The organism is Corynebacterium sp. A21, from assembly GCF_052266655.1.
GTDB lineage: Bacteria > Actinomycetota > Actinomycetes > Mycobacteriales > Mycobacteriaceae > Corynebacterium.
In genome coordinates, this window is the sequence record NZ_JBQPQY010000002.1 from 13068 (window position 1) to 32618 (window position 19551).

General features: G+C 63.3%; 17 protein-coding genes. 4 read left to right on the forward strand and 13 right to left on the reverse strand.

Annotated features, from left to right (window positions below; genetic code table 11):
- Positions 1–243: 243 nt before the first annotated feature.
- From ACTU46_RS04230 to ACTU46_RS04265, 8 genes are all read right to left on the reverse strand, one after another.
- Complete coding sequence (locus ACTU46_RS04230; protein WP_443379521.1) at positions 244–522, reverse strand: PLDc N-terminal domain-containing protein; 279 nt, start codon at positions 520–522, stop codon at positions 244–246.
- A 230-nt stretch (positions 523–752) separates the two neighbouring features.
- On the reverse strand, positions 753–1769 hold the full coding sequence (locus ACTU46_RS04235; protein ID WP_443379524.1) for a 3-isopropylmalate dehydrogenase: 1017 nt from the start codon (positions 1767–1769) through the stop codon (positions 753–755).
- A gap of 53 nt (positions 1770–1822) precedes the next feature.
- On the reverse strand, positions 1823–3007 hold the full coding sequence (locus ACTU46_RS04240; protein WP_443379526.1) for an iron-containing alcohol dehydrogenase: 1185 nt from the start codon (positions 3005–3007) through the stop codon (positions 1823–1825).
- Positions 2989–4008, reverse strand: coding sequence for an alpha/beta fold hydrolase (locus ACTU46_RS04245; protein ID WP_443379529.1), 1020 nt, complete (start codon positions 4006–4008; stop codon positions 2989–2991). Before ACTU46_RS04245 ends, ACTU46_RS04240 begins: the two co-directional genes overlap by 19 nt.
- Positions 4008–4538 (reverse strand): flavin reductase family protein, encoded by a 531-nt coding sequence (locus tag ACTU46_RS04250; RefSeq protein WP_443379532.1) that lies wholly within the window; start codon positions 4536–4538, stop codon positions 4008–4010. The genes ACTU46_RS04245 and ACTU46_RS04250 overlap by 1 nt, the downstream gene beginning before the upstream one ends.
- The gene (locus tag ACTU46_RS04255) at positions 4538–5752 is read right to left on the reverse strand and encodes an acyl-CoA dehydrogenase family protein (protein ID WP_443379535.1); all 1215 of its coding nucleotides are present in this window, start codon (positions 5750–5752) and stop codon (positions 4538–4540) included. The genes ACTU46_RS04250 and ACTU46_RS04255 overlap by 1 nt, the downstream gene beginning before the upstream one ends.
- Positions 5753–5783: 31 nt before the next feature.
- Positions 5784–6410, reverse strand: coding sequence for an alpha/beta hydrolase (locus tag ACTU46_RS04260; RefSeq protein WP_443379538.1), 627 nt, complete (start codon positions 6408–6410; stop codon positions 5784–5786).
- A complete protein-coding gene (locus ACTU46_RS04265; protein WP_443379541.1) occupies positions 6403–7374 on the reverse strand; it encodes a VOC family protein in 972 nt (323 codons plus the stop codon). The genes ACTU46_RS04260 and ACTU46_RS04265 overlap by 8 nt, the downstream gene beginning before the upstream one ends.
- Positions 7375–7660: 286 nt before the next feature.
- On the opposite strand from ACTU46_RS04265, the gene ACTU46_RS04270 reads away from it, so the two are divergent.
- Complete coding sequence (locus ACTU46_RS04270; protein WP_443379544.1) at positions 7661–8626, forward strand: helix-turn-helix domain-containing protein; 966 nt, start codon at positions 7661–7663, stop codon at positions 8624–8626.
- 154 nt (positions 8627–8780) lie between these two features.
- Here the strand turns inward: ACTU46_RS04270 and serA are convergent, their stop codons facing one another.
- The 4 genes from serA to ACTU46_RS04290 form a co-directional block, all read right to left on the reverse strand.
- Positions 8781–10364: a phosphoglycerate dehydrogenase gene (serA, locus tag ACTU46_RS04275; RefSeq protein WP_443379547.1), complete on the reverse strand. Its 1584-nt coding sequence runs from the start codon at positions 10362–10364 to the stop codon at positions 8781–8783.
- A gap of 208 nt (positions 10365–10572) precedes the next feature.
- Positions 10573–12279 (reverse strand): MBL fold metallo-hydrolase, encoded by a 1707-nt coding sequence (locus ACTU46_RS04280; protein ID WP_443380393.1) that lies wholly within the window; start codon positions 12277–12279, stop codon positions 10573–10575.
- Positions 12280–12388: 109 nt separating this feature from the next.
- Positions 12389–14191: a GmrSD restriction endonuclease domain-containing protein gene (locus ACTU46_RS04285; protein WP_443379550.1), complete on the reverse strand. Its 1803-nt coding sequence runs from the start codon at positions 14189–14191 to the stop codon at positions 12389–12391.
- A gap of 41 nt (positions 14192–14232) precedes the next feature.
- Positions 14233–15240 (reverse strand): cation diffusion facilitator family transporter, encoded by a 1008-nt coding sequence (locus ACTU46_RS04290; protein WP_443379553.1) that lies wholly within the window; start codon positions 15238–15240, stop codon positions 14233–14235.
- 358 nt (positions 15241–15598) lie between these two features.
- On the opposite strand from ACTU46_RS04290, the gene ACTU46_RS04295 reads away from it, so the two are divergent.
- The 3 genes from ACTU46_RS04295 to ACTU46_RS04305 all read left to right on the forward strand — a co-directional run bounded on the left by ACTU46_RS04295 (position 15599) and on the right by ACTU46_RS04305 (position 18436).
- Entirely contained in the window at positions 15599–15856 is a 258-nt protein-coding gene (locus tag ACTU46_RS04295) for a hypothetical protein (protein ID WP_443379556.1), read from the forward strand.
- A complete protein-coding gene (locus ACTU46_RS04300; protein WP_443379559.1) occupies positions 15853–17127 on the forward strand; it encodes a hypothetical protein in 1275 nt (424 codons plus the stop codon). The genes ACTU46_RS04295 and ACTU46_RS04300 overlap by 4 nt, the downstream gene beginning before the upstream one ends.
- Before the next feature lie 100 nt (positions 17128–17227).
- Positions 17228–18436: a tyrosine-type recombinase/integrase gene (locus ACTU46_RS04305; RefSeq protein ID WP_443379562.1), complete on the forward strand. Its 1209-nt coding sequence runs from the start codon at positions 17228–17230 to the stop codon at positions 18434–18436.
- A gap of 45 nt (positions 18437–18481) precedes the next feature.
- Here ACTU46_RS04305 and ilvC read toward each other — a convergent pair whose 3' ends face one another.
- The gene (gene ilvC, locus ACTU46_RS04310; protein WP_443379565.1) at positions 18482–19495 is read right to left on the reverse strand and encodes a ketol-acid reductoisomerase; all 1014 of its coding nucleotides are present in this window, start codon (positions 19493–19495) and stop codon (positions 18482–18484) included.
- Positions 19496–19551 lie beyond the last annotated feature (56 nt).

Consider the following 19551-nt stretch of genomic DNA (forward strand, 5'->3'; position numbering starts at 1 on the left):
TGCCGTTCCTCCAGCACTACCTCCAGATCAACGGCGCCCAATAACCTCGAACCACTGAATACTCACCCCGGTCAGCTGACCCGAGAACACCTCAGAGTTTTCAAGACCTCCCAGCTAACAGCACAAGGGCTTTCCATGACCAGGCCTACGATTAGTGGATCTCGTAGGCCCTGGACTCCGAAGTAGGTGGGATGAGAGTGGCTCCAATTTTTGGCTGAGTACTTTTATCTGAGGTGTCTCGGCTTAGTTCGGTTGAGCCTCAGGTCGCGCCTTTCCCACAATCCGGTAGAGCGCCCAGATGACCAGGCCGGCAACCGGAAGAAGCAGGGCTAGTGCGCCCCAGAGAAATGTCTCCACCCAGGAAGCACCCCGTCGTCGCTCGGCAACAGCCACGCAGACCGCAATCAGCAGCTGGAAAATCAGAAAAATCGACCACACAATGTCATAGGTCGCGGGGATAAGAATAGCGTCTCCCCCGCCTTCTAAAGGAAGGCTTTCCACTGGAAGTTCCTCGTTCGCCACTCTGCTCATCCTTATCTACTCCCGGTTTCTTCGATAGACCGTAACAGCTTGAGCTGCAGCGCGCCTTCGATCACAACAGTGATCTTCACCTACCTTCTCATAAAAGATTAAGGTACAGAAGCTGCAACGAGCAGGAACTTTCCACGGCCAGAAGGAGGCAGAAAACCCACAAAAAGCCGCCACCCAGATTGGGTGGCGGCTTCTCAGCGAGCTGTATTAGTACAGCTGAGTTACTTCAGGGCGGCGGCGATGCGGTCGCCGACCTCGGTGGTGCGCACCGGAGCGTCGCCACGCGCGGCAACATCAGCGGCCACAGCCTCTTCGATGCGCGCGGCGTTGGCCTCGTCACCGAGGTGGCGCAGCAGCAGCGCGGCGGAGAGGATCGCGGCGGTCGGGTCGGCGATGCCCTGGCCGGCGATGTCCGGGGCGGAACCGTGGACCGGCTCGAACATGGAGGGGTTGGTGCCGGTGGCGTCGATGTTGCCGGAGGCGGCCAGGCCAATGCCACCGGTGACGGCACCTGCCAGGTCGGTGAGGATGTCACCGAAGAGATTGTCGGTGACGATGACGTCATAGCGGGAGGGGTCGGTGACCATGTAGATGGTCGCGGCGTCGATGTGGTTGTAGTCGACGGTGACGTCCGGGAATTCCGGAGCCACTTCGTCCACGGTGCGCTGCCACAGGCCACCGGCGTTGACCAGCACGTTGGTCTTGTGGACCAGGGTCAGCTTCTTGGAGCGTTCCTGGGCGCGGGCGAAGGCGTCGCGGACGACACGCTCGACACCGTAGCGGGTGTTCTGGGAGACCTCGGAGGCCACTTCGTGGGGGGTGCCCACGCGCAGTCCGCCACCGTTACCGGCGTAGAGGCCCTCGGTGCCCTCGCGGACCACGACGAAGTCGATCTCGCCGGGGTTGGCCAGCGGGCTGGTGGAGGTCGGGTACAGCTTGGAGGGACGCAGGTTCACGTGGTGATCCAGGGCGAATCGCAGCTTCAGCAGCAGACCGCGCTCGAGGATGCCCGGCGGCACCTGGCCCGGGGCGCCGATGGCACCGAGCAGGATGACGTCATAGTCCTTCAGTGCGTTCAGATCTTCATCGGTGAGGATCTCGCCGGTGCGCAGGTAGCGCTGGGCGCCCAGATCAAAGTCGGTGGCCTCGATGTCCTGGCGGACAGTGTTGAGCACCTTCAGCGCCTCTGCTGTGACCTCGGGGCCGATTCCGTCGCCACCAATTACTGCGAGTTTCATTCTGTGGGATTCCTTTCTCACCATGCGAACTTTTCCCTGATTCTAACAGGCCCTCAGTCGCAGGTCCCCGAAGTCGGGGTAATCCCCTCCCCCAATAACTTCCGCGGGTCGTCACCGGCATGGGCTGCCTGCAGAACTTCCCTGATCAGCACCGTGCTCAACGCCCGCGGATTTCCCGGCGGTACCTCCCGGAGAATCAACGCGGCTGCCTCCGCCAGGTCTGATTCCGCCAGCCCCAACTCCCCCAGGGACCACGGCCCAGGCAGTTGTTCGCGCAGTTCCAGCAGCTTATCGACGCCAGCGCGGGCGGGGTCCCCGGAGATCTCCGCTGGTGCGGCCCCCAGGGCAGCTGCCAGGATCTCCGCTCTCCCTGGTGGTGCTGCCGGTGCATTAACCGCCACCACGTAGGGCAGCATCACAGCATGGGTGAGCGCGTGCGGCAGATTGAACCTGCCACCCAGGACATGGACAATCTCATGGTGGAGAGCCCTGCCCACACTGCGATAACCCACCGCCGCCAGATAGCTGCCGTAGAGGCAGAGCTCCCGGGCTACCAACGGAGGCGCGTCTGTCTCTGGCGTGGCAGCCAGCATCGGGATCCCCTGGGCCAGGGCGGCCAGGGCCTCGCCGGCGAACAGTCGGGAGATCGGGCTTGCCTCGCCTGCCCAGAGGGTGTCCGTGCAGTGTGCGATCGCGTTGAACCCCGAACGCATGGCCAGGTCCTTCGGCAGCCCGGCCAGCAATTCGGCATCATAGATCACCGTCGCCGGGAGCACCCGGGGATCCTGCCTGAGCTGCTTGCGGCCCGCCCTCGTGATCGCCCAGATGTCGGTGGCCTCGGAGGCGGAATAGGTGCTCGGCACTGCAATCAGGGAAACCGGGTGGGTTGCTGCCACGGCCTTGGCCAACCCGACCGCGGAACCACCACCGATGCTGATGATGAGATCAGCATCAATGCGCACCGCTTCGCTCCGGGCATGTACCGCATCCGCTTCCGGGACATGCTGGGTCACCCCCTCAATCCGGGCAGCCACCGGAAGTCCCGGCATCATCGACTCTGCCGCTGGAACGGCGCTTGAGGTGAGAATCAGCAAGATCCTTCGGGAACCGAGCCGCGTGACCTCCGCCGCCAGATAGTCTCCTGCCCGGCCGGCCCCGAAGCAGACCTTCTGGGGCAGGGTCCGGTGATGGAAGTTACGCTTCATCTCGGCACCGGCGGTCAGCGCTGCTCGAGCCACTCCAGGACCGGCACGATCGCCGCCGCAGAATTCTGCTCCTGCATGATCGCGTGCCCATTGCCCACCACCCCATGATCCGGCAGGTGCGCGTGACTGGCGCGGGCGCCACCATGATTGAGGTAATCCACCACCTCATCCGCAAATCCGGCAAAGGGTGAGGCCCCGCCGGTGACCACCAGCACCTCAGTGTCCACCAGAGCCGGCATGCGGCGGGATTCAGGCGCTGCCGCAGCGACTTCCTCGGGGCTTGCCAGTGGCGGATCATAGGTCATCGGGGCGGCGCTGAGTCCCCAGTCCAGGGTGCCCATGCCCGGGAACTCCACGAAGGCCGGGCCCATCGGTTCGATGGCGACGATCGCACTGACCAGCTCCGGTCGGCGATCTGCGGTCACCCAGCCCACGGGGCCACCCGCGGAGTGGGTGATCAGGACGGCCGGGCCGATCTTGTCCAGCAGGGCAGCGATCCGATCGGCATCCAGCGCCTGGGAGTAACCCAGATCTGCCGGCAGCGGACCAAAGGCGGCGACCAGCTGATCGAACTCCGGCGCACCTGATTCCCGACCCCATGGCCAGGCGCTGTGATCTTCCTCGAACTCCGGTGGGACAAAAAGTCCGGTGGCTGGGCCATAACCGAAGGGTGCACCCATCTCCCCGATGACCTCCGGGTGATAGGGCGAGCGTCCGTGCCCGGCGCGGTCGACAACATAGACCGGGTAGCCGGCCGCGACGAAGTGCTGCGCCCATCCTGGTCGGCCGTCCACGGTGCCTAACCAGTCGGTCCCCTGACCGCCGCCACCGTGGATGAGGACCAGCGCAGGTTTGGTGGTGTTCGGGTCCGCGACCTCCCACTCCACGTAGAGCGGGCCGCGTTGTGCCGGGCCGGCAAAGGTGTCCACCACATCTCCGGCGATCCAGAACCGGCCGCGGTGGCTGGTCACTGCCGGGGAGTTCGGGTTCAGGTGGGGTGCCTGGGTGTTCTTCGGTGCCTGGGTGGTCGTCATTATTTTCCCTCATTCAGTGCGCTGGTTTCAGAAAGCTGGTGCCAGGTTCGGTTGCAGTAGACCAGGGGTACCCGCTCCGGTGGGGCGGTGCATTGGCTTTCAATGATCTCGACAGCCACCAGGGCGGAGCCGTTGATGTCGATGCTTCCGGTGATCTTGCCGCGCATCCACACCTCACTGTCCTTGAGGTAGGGCTCACCGGTGGCGAGTCGGCCCCACTTCGAGGTATCCGCGAAGCGGTCGATCCCACTGGTGGCGAAGAGCTGGGCGAGGCCGATCTGGTCCGCGCTGAGGAGGTGGACCACCACATACTCGGAGGTGCGGATTTTCACTCCAGAGCTGGAGAGAGCGGAGAGTGAGAAGGCGATCGTCGGTGGGTCCATGGACACCGAGGTGACACTGGTGGCGGTCAACCCGACCGGGCCGTTTCCGGGGTCTGCGGTGACGACCGCGACTCCGGCGGGATGGGAACGGAAGGCGTTTTTGAGGTCCTGGCCGATGATGGCCGGATCCACTGCTTGGGAATTCATTACTTGCTCCCCTCCTGCGGCTCGACCAGCTTGATGAAGGCCCAGAAAGCATCCGGAGCGAAACCGACGAGGTGCTTGCCGCAGGATTGCAGGACGCCCGGGCCGCTGGTGATGTGGCCGGTTCCGACATTGAGATCCCGGAAGAGCTGCTGCAGGTCGCCGCGCCGGGCCATGGCGGTGGCTGACCAGTAGTGGACGAACTCACCGATCTCATGTGCCGTCCAGGTGACGGTGTTGAGCATCAGCCGGGTCTGGGTCTCCTGTTCTGCGGAGAGCAGCTCACCGGTGGCGATGGCGGCTTCATTGTCCGCCCAGACGTCCTTCACCCAGGCGCGGGTGGAGCGCATCTTGGCTTCGGCCTTGGCGTACTCGGCGAGGAAGTGGTCGGTGTCCACCGAGGTTCCGGGTGCCCCGTGCTTGTGCTGCGCCAGGGACTTCATCTCATCGAGGATGCGCCGGCTGATGCCCAGTGCCCAGCCGGTGTGGCAGATACCGGACATGTTCGCCAGGCCGAGGGTGTACAGGGCACCGCCGCTCAGCGGTGCCGTGGTGGTCGGCTCATAGACGTAGGTGTCTGGGACGAAGAGGTCTTCGCAGGAGTAGTCGATGCTGCCGGTGGCGCGCAGTCCCATGACATCCCAGTTGTCCAGGAGCTTCGCCTCTTCCTTGGGGAAGGTGACCACGATGGGGCGGTTGTTCTCCTCATCGAAGGCCGCCGAGTGAATGTGGGTGGCATGCTTCATTCCGGAGCCGAAGGACCAGTTGCCGGTGACCCGGTAGCCACCTTCAACGCGGATTGCCTTACCGTTCTTGGTGCCTTGGCCGGCGATCAGGGCGTAGCTTCCGTCAGGGAAGAGTTCATCCTGGGCTTCCTCCGGAAGGTAGGCGGCGGTGGTGCCGGTGATCATCTGGAGTGCCATCAGCACCCAGCCAGCGGCGGAGTCAGCGTAGGAGACCTTTTCCAGCACCTCGATGGTCTGGGTCGGGGTGAGCTCATAGCCGCCGAGTGCCACAGGGATTCCGATCTTGAAGGCACCGACCTCGTGGAGGGCGTTGAGTGTCTCCTCGCAGAGTTCGCCGAGTTCCTCATTCTTGGCGAAGTTCTTCTTGAGCAGCGGGGTGATCTCATCGAGCCGCTGCATCAGGGCGGGGAATTCCGAGCCTTCGTTGAGTCGGGCCTGGACGCGGGTGGAGTTTTTGATGGAGGTGGTCATGATGTCTTCCTTAATCTGAGGTGTTCGCGGTTCAGCGGTGGTGGGTGGTGGCTACCTGTGCCAGGAGCTCCCGAATTTCTGCGACGGCATCATCGTTGATGTGGTGTTCGGTGTCTTCGTAGATGCGGAGGTCCACGGTGGCACCGGCATCCGCGAGGGCCTGGGCCGTTTCTTCACTGCGGTGCAGCGGTACCCAGGGGTCCGCCCGAGCGGTGAGGAGCAGCGCCGGTGTTGCTTCCCATCCCGGTTGCCGGGGAAAGTTGCGGGGCTCCGGCCCCAGGTAGCCGCCCGTGTGAAGGATCATGGCGGCTACCTTCGGTTGGGCGTTCAGCAGGTGTTCCGCCAGCAGGCACGCTCCCTGGGAGAATCCCAGCGCCACCACCGGCTTGGCACCTCCCACCAGTTCAGCGAGCTGGGTGTCCATGGTGCCCAGTGCCGCAGCGAGGGCGGGTTCATTACGCTCGGTGGGTGCCATGAAGCCCTCCGGGTACCAGGTGTTCCCGGGTGCGGCCGGCATGATCCAGGAGAATCGGTGGAGTTCGCCGATCCGCTCGGCCAGGTCCCTGATGAACTCCGGTGATTGGCCACGGCCGTGGACTCCGTAGATCAGGACGTCCGCCTCGGCGGCGGCGGCACCGTGGATCTGCGGGCTACTCATCGCTCTCGGACTCGGTGGTGATCGTCTCGAGACGGGACATGATCGAATCCCGCTCGGACTCAAACTGCGCTGGCAGCATGAAACGCTGGCCCAGCTCCTCGGGGGATTCATCGCAGTCCCAGCCGCCGTCCGGGTGAGTCACGGCGAGTTCGAAGAGGGCGCCTCCCGGGGACCGGACATAGTGGGACTTGAAGTAGGTTCGGTTCTTCAGTTCGGAGATGTCGGTGTAGCCGGCGCCTTCGATGTCGAACTTGACCTCTTCCTGGTTTTCCAGGGTGTCCAGGTTCCAGGCGAAGTGGTGGTAGGTGCCTGCCCCATAGCGCCAGGTGCCCTGGGCATCGGTGCGGTTGCCGGTCAGCTCGATCCAGTTTCCGTGGGTGTCGCTGCCGACCCGGAAGCGTGCCCGATCCCCTTCCTCGAGGACCTGCCCCTGGGAGAAGAACGCCTCATTGCCGAAGTCGACCATGCGATCCTGGTCAAAGACATGGATGCCCACGCCGTGCATGCCGTGGATCGCGGCCTCCGGCGTCACGCCGTGGCCGGGGTGCCCCTGGCGGGGATCGCCTTCGGTGCCCACGAGCTGGTACTCGATGCCACTCGGGTGCAGGAAGGAGAGGCGTCGTTCGCCGAAGATCTCCTCCTGCTGGGCGCTGATGTTCAGTGCCGCCAGCCGCTTGGCCCAGAAGTCCATGGAGCTGGCGGGAACGGCCAGCAATACCTCGCGGGCCTGGTTCGTGCCCCGCTGCCCGTAGAGTCCGGCTTGGGCCCAGGGGAAGGTGGTGATGACGCTGGAGGGGTCCCCCTGTGCATTGGAGTAGTACAGGTGGTACACGGGAGTGGCCCCGTCGTAGAGGACGGTCTTCTTGATGAAGCGCATTCCCAGCACCCGGGTATGGAAGTCCACATCCTCCTGGGCGCCGCCGACAGAAAGGGTCACATGGTGGGAACCAAGCAGGTAGGCCATCGTTTTTCTCCTTCAACTCCGATCGGCTCTTGCACCGACCTGTGATGTAGTTCTCACCATAAGGCGATCCCGGACATGATCTGTATCACTGGAAGGAGCACCACTCTCAATTCCGCGCACTAAAGTGCCCAGTCCCACAATACGAGACCGCATGTGACCCACATTGCCTAGTTTCTTTCTCGTTCAGGTAGATTGACACAGACCGCTCATCACTTTTCATGCCCGCGATCGTCGTGCCACGCATCCGGTGGCACGATCAATAATTTGACATCGAGGTGGACAGACATTGCCGGAGGATCAGATGGATGCCACCGCTGAAACTGGGCCCGCAGCAGACCGGAAGTCCTGGCAGGACCTGGTCAATCAGACCGTGCTCCCCTTCGGCGTCGATGTCCCGGCAGGTGGCGAGTTCGAGGGCAGGATTACCTCGACCCCGCTCCTGGACACCCGGATCTTCTCCATGCACAGCGGCCTCCATGCCGCTGAACGCACCACCCAGCACGTCCAGGGCGAGGAGAACGGCTATTGCGTGGTCTCCTTCCAGTCCTCTGGAACACTCCACCTCTCACAGTTCGGTAGGAAGGCGCGGGTGGATTCCGGAAGTTTCGCGCTCTACACCTCTGATGCCCCGGTCCTTATCGAGGGTTCCCGGGATTATGGCTCCCTGAGCCTGAAGATCCCGCTGAGCCGCTTCCGCAGCTCCCCTGCCGAGCTGCATGATTTCAGCGCCACCAGCTTCGCCGCGGATGGCGGCCTGGCCCCGGCAGTATGGTCCTTCCTCAAGCACCTGGAAGCCGGGAACCGGGAACTCGGGGCCGCCACCAGGAGCAGCCTCTCCCACCATGTCGTTTCCATGGTGGAGCAGATGATCCAGGAGAGAGGTGCCCCGCAGCCGCCGGTGGAGTCTTCCGCGGATACCCTCCGCGAACAGTGCCTGGCCTATATCGAATCCCAGCTGAGCGATCCGGAGCTGACCCCGGGGCGCGTCGCCGCCGCGGCCTTCATTTCCACGCGCTACCTGCACCAGCTCTTCAGCGCCACCGACACCACGGTGGCCCGCCATATCAGGCAACGTCGTCTGGAACGGGTCCGGGAGGACCTCGCCTCACCGCTGCTGGTCGAGGAATCAATCGAACAGCTCATCCGGCGCTGGGGAGTGGAAAATATCTCCTACTTCGGGCAGGTATTCCGCCAGGTGGAAGGGTGCACCCCGGCCGAGTACCGGCGCCGCGCGCTCGGCCACTTCAGCTGAGCAGCTCCCCTCGCCCGGAGGACACCCACTCCCCCGAGATGGGGCCACGCCGAACCACTCGAATCCAAGCAAGACCGAAGCAACACGAACGCCCCGACCTCAGATTCTTCCGGAGAAGCATCAAGGTCGGGGCGTTCAGGCCGATCGGTGGAGATTAATCCAGGGCCAGCTGGATGACCTCACCGTTGAGGTCAGCGGCGATCTGGTCCGCCAGGTCCTCGGGAACCTCGGACTCAACGCGGAGGATCAGCACGCCACCATCGCCCTTGGCTGCCTGGGTCATGGCGGCAGCCTCGATGTTGATGCTGGCCTCGCCCAGACGGGAACCGACCTTGCCCAGGGCACCCGGGGCATCGGTGTAGCGCAGGAAGAGGTTGCGGCCGGCGGCACGCAGGTCCACGCCGCGGCCGTTGATCTGGACGAACTTCTCCACGCGGTCCAGGCCGGTCAGGGCACCGACGACAGTGGCCTTCTCGCCGTTGGCGCTGATGGCGGTGACCTCCAGCGAGCTGCGGTGGCTGATGGACTCGCTGGCGGTTTCCACCACGAAGTTCAGGCCACGCTCTTCAGCGATGCGCGGGGCGTTGACGAAGGTGACGGACTCCTCGATGATGCCGGAGAAGAGGCCACGGACGGCGGACAGACCCAGGGCGGAGACATCCTCGGTGGAGAGCTCGCCGCGGGCGACAATCTCGAGGGTGTTCGGGGCGTCGTGAAGCAGCTTGCCGGCCAGCAGGCCGAGCTTGCGGGAGAGATCGAGCCAGACGGCGACCTCTTCGCCGACGCGACCGCCGGAGACGTTAACGGCATCCGGGACGAACTCGCCGGCCAGGCCCTTGAGGACGGAGGCGGCGACATCGGTGCCGGCGCGGTCCTGAGCCTCGATGGTGGAGGCCCCCAGGTGCGGGGTGACCACGACCTCCGGGAGTGCGAAGAGCGGGGAATCGGTGCAGGGCTCGGTGGCGAAGACATCGAAGCCGGCGCCACGGATGTGGCCGGACTTGATGGCATCTGCCAGTGCCTGCTCATCCACTAGACCACCGCGGGCGGCGTTGATGATGATCTGGCCCTTCTTCGACTTGGCCAGCAGCTCGGCATCGAACATGCCGGCCGTTTCCTTCGTCTTGGGCAGGTGGATGGTCACGAAGTCGGAGCGACCCATGAGCTCGTCCAGCTCCACCAGCTCAACGTTGAGCTGAGCGGCGCGCGCCGGGTTCGCATAGGGATCGTAGGCCACGATGGTGGTCTCGAAGGCAGCCAGTCGCTGGGCGAAGAGCTGGCCGATGTGGCCGAAGCCCACGATGCCGACGGTCTTGCCGAAGATCTCCACACCATTGAAGGAGGAGCGCTTCCACTCTGCCTGACGCAGGGTGGCATCCGCAGCGGGGATCTGGCGGGCGGCGGAGAGCAGCAGGGAGACAGCGTGCTCACACGCGGAGTGAATATTCGAGGTCGGCGCGTTAGCCACCATCACACCCTGAGCGGTGGCGGCCTCGATGTCGACATTGTCCAGGCCGACGCCGGCGCGACCGACGATCTTCAACTTCGGAGCGGCATCCAGCACCTCCTTGTCGACGGTGGTGGCGGAACGGACGAGAAGCGCATCGGCATCGGCGACAGCGGCGAGCAGCTCGGGGCGGTTCGGTCCATCGACCCAGCGCACCTCTACGGCGTCTCCCAACGCATCCACGGTGGACTGCGCAAGCTTATCGGCAATGAGGACTACAGGACGGCTCACAGGTGTGACTCCTACATTCTGAGAATTTCAGCCCCTTCGCGGCACGACCGCGTCGCAGAAGAGATTGGCTCACGCCGGCTCAGGGTGGCGTGCAACAAATCAAAGACTACTGAGTGACCCGGCCCTAACGCACAGTGGGCTAGGGCACTTCACCCCCATTAACGGTTAGACAACAGTTAGTGCTAACGCCACAATGGCCATCTCACCACTACTGGTAGCTGATGAACCAGGGCTTGGGATTGATCTGGTAGGTCTGTTCCGGGGTGAAGGTCGGAAAGTCCTCGTCGATGAAGTTTTTCCAGGCCATGAAGTAGCTGTTGTCATCCAACCCCTGGCGCAACGCATCCCAGGTGGCGAATTTATCACCGGGGGTACCGTGTCCATCGGCGTGGAGGACGAAAGCCAGCTCCGGGTGGTCGGTGTTGATCTGCTCGCGGTCACGCAGCATCTGCAATTGGAACTGGTGGAGCACGAAGGCCTTCTGCGGCAGACCGTTGTCCTTGACCAGAGTTGCCAGCCAGTCCGCAGTCTCATTGATCTCAGCGGCTTCGGCGGAACCGACCCGCTGCATCGGCTGCTCGCCGGGCCCGATCTTCCACTCCGGGTCCAGGGCCAGGCCCACATTCGGCTCCTTGAGCAGCTCCTCATAGAGCTTCGCCTGCTCCAGGAAGGAGGCCTGGCCGGGCTGGAGATCGAGCACCGCGTAGCCGCCGGCGTCGACGATGGCATCGACATAGGGCCGCAGATCTTCGACGGCAAACTCATTGGAGTAGTTGCCGTCATCGCCGGGGAATTCCGAGGCGACGGTGGCGATGACCTCGAAGGCCGGGATCACCGGCTCCTCGACGAGCGCCTGGTACTGATCCACATAGCCCTGCACCCGGGCCACGGCCTCTGCCGGAGGTTGCTCCCCCATCAGGCCGAGCGCCGGTCCGGAGGGATGCCCGTAGAGGGCCACCATACGACGACCCGGGAAGACCAGGCCACCGCCGCCGGGGAGTTCGGTGGTCACGGTCTCCCCGAGTTCGATCTTCTCCGCCAGCTGCTCCCCGGTGCCGAACTGGGCACCCAGTGCCACCAACGGATGATCAGACAGCCCCGCAACCATCTCCATGGTCTCGGCGTTCAGCCGCGGATCGTGATAATCCATCACCCGGACCTCCCCACCATAGGAACGCGCATTGGCAACGTCGATGGTGGAACTGCCGGGGCTGGCGATGATCACCGGGGCTGCACCGGCATCCCGGCGCGACTGTGCCGGCAGCGCGGGCAGCTTCTCGGCATTCTCACCACGGGTATCGGGGAACTGTTCCCAACTGGCGGTGAGCAGGGTGTTCTGGTCGGGCTCCAGGGCGGCAGTCGCGGCGACCATGTCGGCGTAGCCCGCGACTGGCTGCTCGCTGAACTTCTTGGCGCTCAGCTCGGCGAGGGCGTCCGTTGAGCCGTCATCGGCGAAGATCTCCACGCCCTCGACCGCGGGGAGGTCGACGTCCCCGACCGTGAGCACCTTGGTGGCACCCAGGCGTTCAATCTCGGCGAGGATCTGTTCCCGCTGCCCGGGGGAAAACTGCACCGCCGGGGCGTGGGAGACCACGGCGATGGAGGCTGCACGCAGCTGCGCCGCCTCGCTCGCCCCGGATACCACCAGAGTTTCGGACTGATCGAAGAAGAGTCTGCTGCTTTCCAAACCACTCCCGGTGGTATCACTGAGCACCTGAGGTGTCTCCCCGAACTTCGGGTCGACGTTTCGGTTGATATTGGCTGCCCGGGCTTCGGCGAGGGGGCCGTTGCCTGCCGGGGCACCATTGGCCGAGGCCTCATTCTGTTCTCCGGCCGGCGCGGTTTCAATCTGCGCGCCTTCCCCGTTGGAACAGGCGACCAACACCGTCGCACTCATGACCACGGCACTGGCCATGGTAGTCAGACGACGGAGACGGGTGTGTGAATCCTGCACGCGTGGGACCTCTCAGAGAAATTGGGCGGTTGAGCTTGGATGATACGTCCAGGCTAGCCGGGATGTCCGCTCAGTCTACAAAAGCCCCCGGCCCTTCGGCCCCGGCGGAGAGATCTTTCTCATTGACATCGCGCAACACCGGCTTGCCGATGGCATATTCGATGACCCCGAGCAGACGACTACGACGGTCCGCGAAGAAGGCCTCCGCATCCGAGGCATGAAGCAATGCCGGGTCCAGATCATGTCCGGCCAGGACGATATCAAATTCCACATCGTCCATCAGGGACTTCTCCTGCACCCGGTTGAGGTATCGGCCCGGTGCCGCCCCATCCAGCATCACCTGGGTGCGTCGCCCCATGGGAGTGCGGTTGAGCACGCTGTCGGCCAGGATCAGATCCACCCCGCGGTCCTCGCACCAACCCCGCGGAAAGATGGGGTGGAAGCCGGTGTCCAGGTCTTTAAAGGTCCATCGGTCGAAGGGTTGGGCGGTGCGCCAGTCACGGGCACCGCGGGCCATCAGCAGGGCGTAGATCCCCTGCCAGACCCCGGAGGATTGATTGACGCTGAGCAGCCGGGACTCGGTGAACTCGGCATCGCGCACCGTCTTCGGCTCGTCGACCACCTCATCGGTGCCGGCCCCGACCCAGCGGCTGACCTGGTCGACGTCATAGCCCATGCGGGTGATCACCGCGGCGGAGCCGTAGAGCTCGCCGAAGACCCCGGACCAGAACCAGCGGTGCAGCCGATCCCAGCTGTGGGTGTTGGCCAGGGACTGCGGCTCATCCGCCAGGATCGCCAGGATCACCGCCAGTGGGATGATCTGGGCGGGATAGGGCACCTGCCCCGCCGTGAGGATGCACCGCTGGGAGAGGAAGACCGCGGCCTCCTGGAACGCGATACGCATATCCTCTGTGGCACGGCGGTAGTCCCCCAGCGTCAGCTTGAGAATATCCTCCCGGTGACCGACTGCCCGGCCATGGCGGCCGGTGACCAGCAGGGAAATGGCGGTGAGAAACTCGGTGCGGCCAATGCTGTCGAGTACCGGATACTCCCGGAGCAAGGCGCGGGTGCGCCGCCACTGCCGGTTGAGTTCATAGTCCGGGTCCTCACTCGCGAAGACCGCGGTGAGCAGTTCAAAGACATCCATCTGCAACCCGGCGGAGTTCGCCTGGGCAAAAATGGAACCGATCCCGGCCTGCGCGGTCTCCCTGGCCAACCGGATGATCGGCACACTGTAGCCGGCGAGCGGGCGCAACAGCTGATTGTAGAAATCCTTGATGGACTGACGCATCGGCGCCTCAGCCCGACCGATCAGGTCGAAGATGAAATCGGTGGCCTCCTCCCCCAGCAACGCGGACACCGGTACACAGAAATTCTCCAGCTCCGCCCCCGGGTGGCTGAGCCCACCGGAGATCACCGGCCCGAAATGGGACTGGACCTCCCCGGTTTCATCCACGGAGAAGACCGCCTCATCGGGCATCACCGGCTCCTGCACCGCGCGGCGCAGATCCACGTAGAAGCGGCGGGTGATCCGCTTGGAGCGCGAGTCAACGGTCTCCACCGTGCCATCACCGGTCAGGGAGAGGTAGAGGGTGGTCAGCCGCTGTTGGCCGTCCAGGAGCAGCAGCCCGGGGTTCTCACCGGTGTCCGGGGCGCCAGAGAGTGGGCGTGGCCGAAAGCGCATGGGCTCATTGCGGGTGTCCAGCGCCATCAGGGAACCAATGGGGTAGCCCCGCAGCACGGTGACAAGTAGTGAACGAATCCGGTCCACGTCCCAGGAGTAGGTCCGCTGGAAATCAGGAAGCTGCAGGTCACCCCGGTCAACTCGGGCGAACAGATCGGGCAGGGTGTAACTCGGAGTGGCAAATCCCATGCGACTGACTCTAGCTAATCCGGCGAACTCCGGTGAATTGATCAGTGATGAAGTTCCAGACCGCCCTCATGGGGCTGGTGGCCGGGGCTTTCCAGCTGAATGGTGGAGTGCCCGATTCCGAACCCGGCGAAGACCTCATCCGCGAGATCGAGCACCAGGCAGCTGCTCGGCTGGGCAGCTTCGCCATCGACAACCAGGTGCACTGTCGCGAGCATGTCCTTGCCGTCCAGGCTCCAGACATGCAGATCGTGGACCTCCCGCACGCAGTTGATCCCCAACAGGCCATCCTCCAGCTGCTGCGTATCGACGCCGCGGGGGACGCGCTCGAGCAGCACCTCCACGGCGTCGCGAAGCAGGCCCAGGGAACGCGGGAGGATGATGGCGGCGATGACCAGGGAGGCGATGGTATCGGCGAACATCCAGCCGGTGTAGCGGATGACCAGACCGGCGATGATGACCGCCACCGAGGCGAGCATGTCACTGAGCACATGCAGGAAGGCACCACGCATATTTATGTTGCCGTCCTGGTGGCGCATCAGAACCAGGGCGGAGATTCCATTGGCCAGGAAACCGATGACCGCGACGATGAGCATGAGGTCGGTGTCGATCTCGGTGCCGCCGCCCAGCCGCATCACCGCCTGCACCACCACCCAAACCGAGATCAGCGTGACGACGCCCGCGTTGAGCATCGCCGCGAGCACCTCGACCCGGCGGTAGCCGTAGGTCGCGGTGGAGGAGGCGGACTTGCGGCCGATGAGCATGGCCACCAGCGCGATGATCAGGCCGGTGGAGTCCGAGAGCATGTGCATGGCATCGGCCAGCAGCGCCATGGATCCGGAAACCAGACCGCCGATCAGCTCGGCCAGGAAAATCACCGAGGTCAGCACGATCACGGCCACCAGCGCGCGCAGGGACTTCGGGGCGTGGCTGTGATCATGGCCGTGGTCGCTGGCGCCATGCTCGTGGTGGTGCTGCTGGGCTCCCCCACCCTGTGGGCGGGTCAGTCCACAGTCACGACCGTTCTTTCCGGTCTGTTCAGGTGCTGTCATATCTCCACCTAAGCACACCGGAGATCTTATTGAAAGCCTTTTGAAAATGGGGTTTCGTTTTCATTTGACCAGGTGAAAAGGGTTTTCGATACTAGCTGAGGCGGTGGAGGGATTGTCGGGTGCCGGGTGGGTCTCGAGGATCAGCTGGATAGCCTCAAAATTAGGGCAATTGGCCCGATCCTCGAGACTTTCCCTTCATCGCCCCAGGACATCTCCCAAAACAGCAGGAGCGCCTCCCCGAATGCACGGGGAAGGTGCTCCTGCTGAGTTTAAGGGCCGTTGAACCCCTCAGAGACCTTTTAATTAGGCGGTCTCGGAGAGCGGGTTCTTGACCCCGCCGATCTCCATCCGACACGACATGAGCGAAGCGCAGACCAGATCCACCCTGGCCCACGAGATTGCCCACGCAGAGTCTGGTGACCCCTGCGGACATCTCCCCATGGCCGAGCGGTCCGCGGACCGGCGCGCCACCCAAATACTGATAAGCACCTCACAGTACGCTGAGATAGAGCGCATCTACGGCCCCGATCTGCCCCGCATTGCCGAAGAACTCTGCGTCACCATCCACCACGCCACCATCTGGCGCGACCACTACGCAAGGATCAACGCACTATGAAACGACTAATCACAGCCGCCACCACGACGGCCCTCGCCCTCAGTCTCGCCGGGTGCGGCACCGACACCGCATGGAAGGAAACCGCCGACTACCAGAACAACTGCACCACCAAGTCCTTCCAAGATGGCCTCGACTTGTCCGGAACCAGGCTCCCCAACGGAGGCGAAATCGTCAGCGTCGGCATGATCGAAGACCTCGCCCTCACCGGCGTGTGCCTCCCCGAATGGGATGAAGACAACGCGATAGCCGCATGGGAAAAAGTCAACGACGCCGTCATGAAAACCGACGTCGAACTCTCGCATGCCAACATGATTGTGCTGAACGCCGGAGAAGGGACGCTGGTCAGCGTCACCGCGAACACCGGCGAACCAGTTTACGAGAACTGGAACCCGGCGGAAGATATGGGTGCCGATACCGCGACACCGTCAACCACCGCCGAAGCATCTCCTGATCCCGTCGCGATCGAGCTTGGCGATACGGCAAATCTGACGGTCGGGGCGAATGGGCCACGCGACATCAATGTCCGCATCGACGACATCAGCGTTTCCGAACAGTGCCACTCTGGGCTGAATAGCTACAGCGAAGGGTCCTACGACGGCTATTACAACGACCACGGCTACTTCATTCAGATCACTGGAGAATTCGAGGTAATCGAGCACCAGGTCAACTACTCCGTCAGCGGTTGGGACGGCACTACTGCCGACGGGTATGCCGTCGATTTCATGCCTGCTTCCGAGTGCAACGACCCGGCCGACGACATGCCGGGCTTCAGGTCGTTCTCCAATCCGATCGACGCGGGGCAGAAAGCTCGAGCAGTCGAGGAATACTGGGTTGCAGAGCTTCCGGAGAACATTGTCCTTGACGGACCGTACGAGCCGGTATCCTTCACATGGCCAGTCCCTCAAGACATATCCGAGCCCACACCTGGGGAAGGCGCGTCCATCGAGCAGTCGACGACCGCCGCCCAGGAAACATCAGCCACCACGCCACAGGGTTCGAACGAATCCGACCCCTATGCAGAGCACTACTACTCCAGCCCCGACAACCCGGAGCTCGCCGAGTACTACGCCGAACAAGAACGACTCGCCAGCATCCCCTTCGCAGACGGTGGCACGTGCCCCGCATACAAGTGCGGATACGGGACTAACGACCAGGGTCAGCGAAACCCCTCGTCCGGAGAGATCCAGACTCTCGATGGCTGCCAGGAGGGATATATCACCGACCCACAACTCTGCGAGGCCGTCGCCTGGGTCGAAACACACCAGTACTAGAACGCAAAAAGAAGCCCCCTTCACCTGACAGCTTGGCGGCACGACAGGTGAAGAGGGCAGATGTCCAACCACACAATGATCAGACAAAGGAAGTATAGCTATGACGGTTCAGCGACGCCCAAAAAAGGGAAGCCCGCAGGACAAAGGACAGAAACCAAAATGGGTCGTCCGCTACCGCGACCCCTCCGGCAAGGAGCACTCCAAAAGCTTCGACACCGAAAAGGAAGCAAAAGCCGAGGACGCCAAGCAAGCCCAGGCGCTCGCCCGAGGTGCATGGCAAGACCCCTCCACCCAGAAGATCACCGTCCGGGAAATCTTCGAAGGATGGATGCACGACACCACGCGCCGACAATCCACGATGGACCTCTACGACAACACGCTCCGCCTGCAGCTGCCGCCCATCGCGGACTATCCGGCAGTGAAGCTGACCACGAAGAACGTGTCCGACTGGTACAAAGATCTGACAACCTGCCGGGATTGGCTCGACAAGACCGACACCGGTCTGGCGCCCGGCACAGCCCGAGACCAACTCCGCCGCCTGAGATCCGCCTACCGGTGGGCCATCGATAAAGGCATCGTCTTAAAGTCCCCGGTCGTCATTCCGAAACTCGATGAGGATGAGGAAGCGGTGCTCCGCGAGGACATCCCCACCATCAAGGAGATCAACACTGTGGTGGATCTCGTGAGAGCGGGTGGTGCAAAGTACACCGAGATTAAGAAGAAGAAAGACCAGAAGAAGCAGGAGCCCCGCACCTACACCACCCGGCCGGCGCCGGTCATGGCCGACATGATGGTTGCCGCGATGCTCACCGGGATGCGGATCAATGAACTGTGCGGCCTGATCGGCGATGATCTTGACTTGGACACCGGGGTTATTTACGTCACGCGGCAGCTCAACGTGAGGACCCGGCAGCGTGGTCCGCTCAAGACGAGGGCTGCGCGACGCGACATTCCTATCGCCCCGCAGCTCGCGGTGATCCTGCGGCGCCAGACAAATGGGAAGAGCCCCACAGATTATGTGTTCTGTGGGGCTCAGGGTCAGGCACTCCGGTCATCGCGGCTGGCGGTGTATGTGTCCCGCGCAGCGAAGCATGCCGGTATCAAGCGTGTGCACTTCCATTCCCTGCGGCACTTTTTCGCGTCGTCGCTCATTACCGCGGGAAGGCCGATCCATGAGGTGAGTGCCGTGATGGGGCACTCCTCAGCGTCGATGACGCTGGATATTTACACCCACATTCTTGACCGAGATGGATCAGGAATGCGGGATGCGATCTCCAGCGCTATCGGTTGCGGGATTTCTGCGGGATGACGGCACCTGAAGGCGGTGCCGTAAACCGCTCCCCTGCTGGTCAGACTAGGCGGTCTCGGTGAGCGGGTTCTTGACCCAGCTCATGAGGTCGCGCAGCTTGGCACCGGTCTCCTCGATCGGGTGCGCAGCGTACTCGGCACGCAGACCCTCGAGCTCCTTGTTGCCGCCGTCGACGTTGGCGATCAGACGCTTGGTGAAGGTGCCGTCCTGGATATCGGTCAGGATGTCCTTCATGCGGTCCTTGGCACCGGCGTCGATGACGCGCGGGCCGGAGAGGTAGCCACCGAACTCTGCGGTGTCGGAGACCGAGTAGTTCATGTTGGCGATGCCACCCTCGAACATGAGGTCAACGATCAGCTTGAGCTCGTGCAGAACCTCGAAGTAGGCCATCTCCGGCTCGTAGCCGGCCTCGGTCAGGACCTCAAAGCCGGTCTTGACCAGGACCTCGGTGCCACCACAGAGAACAGCCTGCTCACCGAAGAGGTCGGTGACGGTCTCTGCCTCGAAGGTGGTGGGGATGATGCCTGCACGGCCGCCGCCGATGGCGGAAGCGTAGGCAAGTGCCAGCTCGCGGCCGTTGCCCTTCGGGTCCTGATCGATGGCGATGAGGCAGGGAACGCCCTTGCCGTCGACGAACTGACGACGAACCAGGTGGCCCGGGCCCTTCGGTGCGACCATGCCGATGGTGATGTTGTCGGCCGGCTTGATCAGGTCGAAGTGGATGTTCAGACCATGGCCGAAGAACAGCGCGTTGCCGTCCTTGAGGTTCGGCTCGATGTCGTTGGTGAAGATGGACGCCTGGGAGGTGTCCGGAGCCAGCAGCATGACGATGTCAGCCCAGGCTGCAGCCTCAGCGTTGGTCTTGACCTCGAAGCCAGCTTCCTTGGCCTTCTCGGCGGACTTGGAGCCCTCGCGCAGGCCGATTGCGACCTCGACGCCGGACTCACGCAGGTTCTGTGCGTGGGCATGGCCCTGGGAGCCGTAGCCGATGATGGCAACCTTGCGGCTCTGGATGAGGGAGAGATCAGCGTCTGCGTCGTAGAAAACGTCAATAGCCATGAGTGTGGAACTCACCTTTCGTTGAACATTCAATGTGAACCTGCACTACCCCAGAG

Coding starts and splice junctions, on each gene's coding strand:
- ACTU46_RS04235 (WP_443379524.1), bottom strand. CDS start 1,769: ATGAAACTCGCAGTAATTGGTGGCGACGGAATCGGCCCCGAGGTCACA.
- ACTU46_RS04245 (WP_443379529.1), bottom strand. CDS start 4,008: ATGACGACCACCCAGGCACCGAAGAACACCCAGGCACCCCACCTGAAC.
- ACTU46_RS04250 (WP_443379532.1), bottom strand. CDS start 4,538: ATGAATTCCCAAGCAGTGGATCCGGCCATCATCGGCCAGGACCTCAAA.
- ACTU46_RS04255 (WP_443379535.1), bottom strand. CDS start 5,752: ATGACCACCTCCATCAAAAACTCCACCCGCGTCCAGGCCCGACTCAAC.
- ACTU46_RS04260 (WP_443379538.1), bottom strand. CDS start 6,410: ATGAGTAGCCCGCAGATCCACGGTGCCGCCGCCGCCGAGGCGGACGTC.
- ACTU46_RS04265 (WP_443379541.1), bottom strand. CDS start 7,374: ATGGCCTACCTGCTTGGTTCCCACCATGTGACCCTTTCTGTCGGCGGC.
- ACTU46_RS04280 (WP_443380393.1), bottom strand. CDS start 12,279: ATGGCCAGTGCCGTGGTCATGAGTGCGACGGTGTTGGTCGCCTGTTCC.
- ACTU46_RS04285 (WP_443379550.1), bottom strand. CDS start 14,191: ATGGGATTTGCCACTCCGAGTTACACCCTGCCCGATCTGTTCGCCCGA.
- ACTU46_RS04290 (WP_443379553.1), bottom strand. CDS start 15,240: ATGACAGCACCTGAACAGACCGGAAAGAACGGTCGTGACTGTGGACTG.
- ACTU46_RS04295 (WP_443379556.1), top strand. CDS start 15,599: ATGAGCGAAGCGCAGACCAGATCCACCCTGGCCCACGAGATTGCCCAC.
- ACTU46_RS04300 (WP_443379559.1), top strand. CDS start 15,853: ATGAAACGACTAATCACAGCCGCCACCACGACGGCCCTCGCCCTCAGT.
- ACTU46_RS04305 (WP_443379562.1), top strand. CDS start 17,228: ATGACGGTTCAGCGACGCCCAAAAAAGGGAAGCCCGCAGGACAAAGGA.
- ilvC (WP_443379565.1), bottom strand. CDS start 19,495: ATGGCTATTGACGTTTTCTACGACGCAGACGCTGATCTCTCCCTCATC.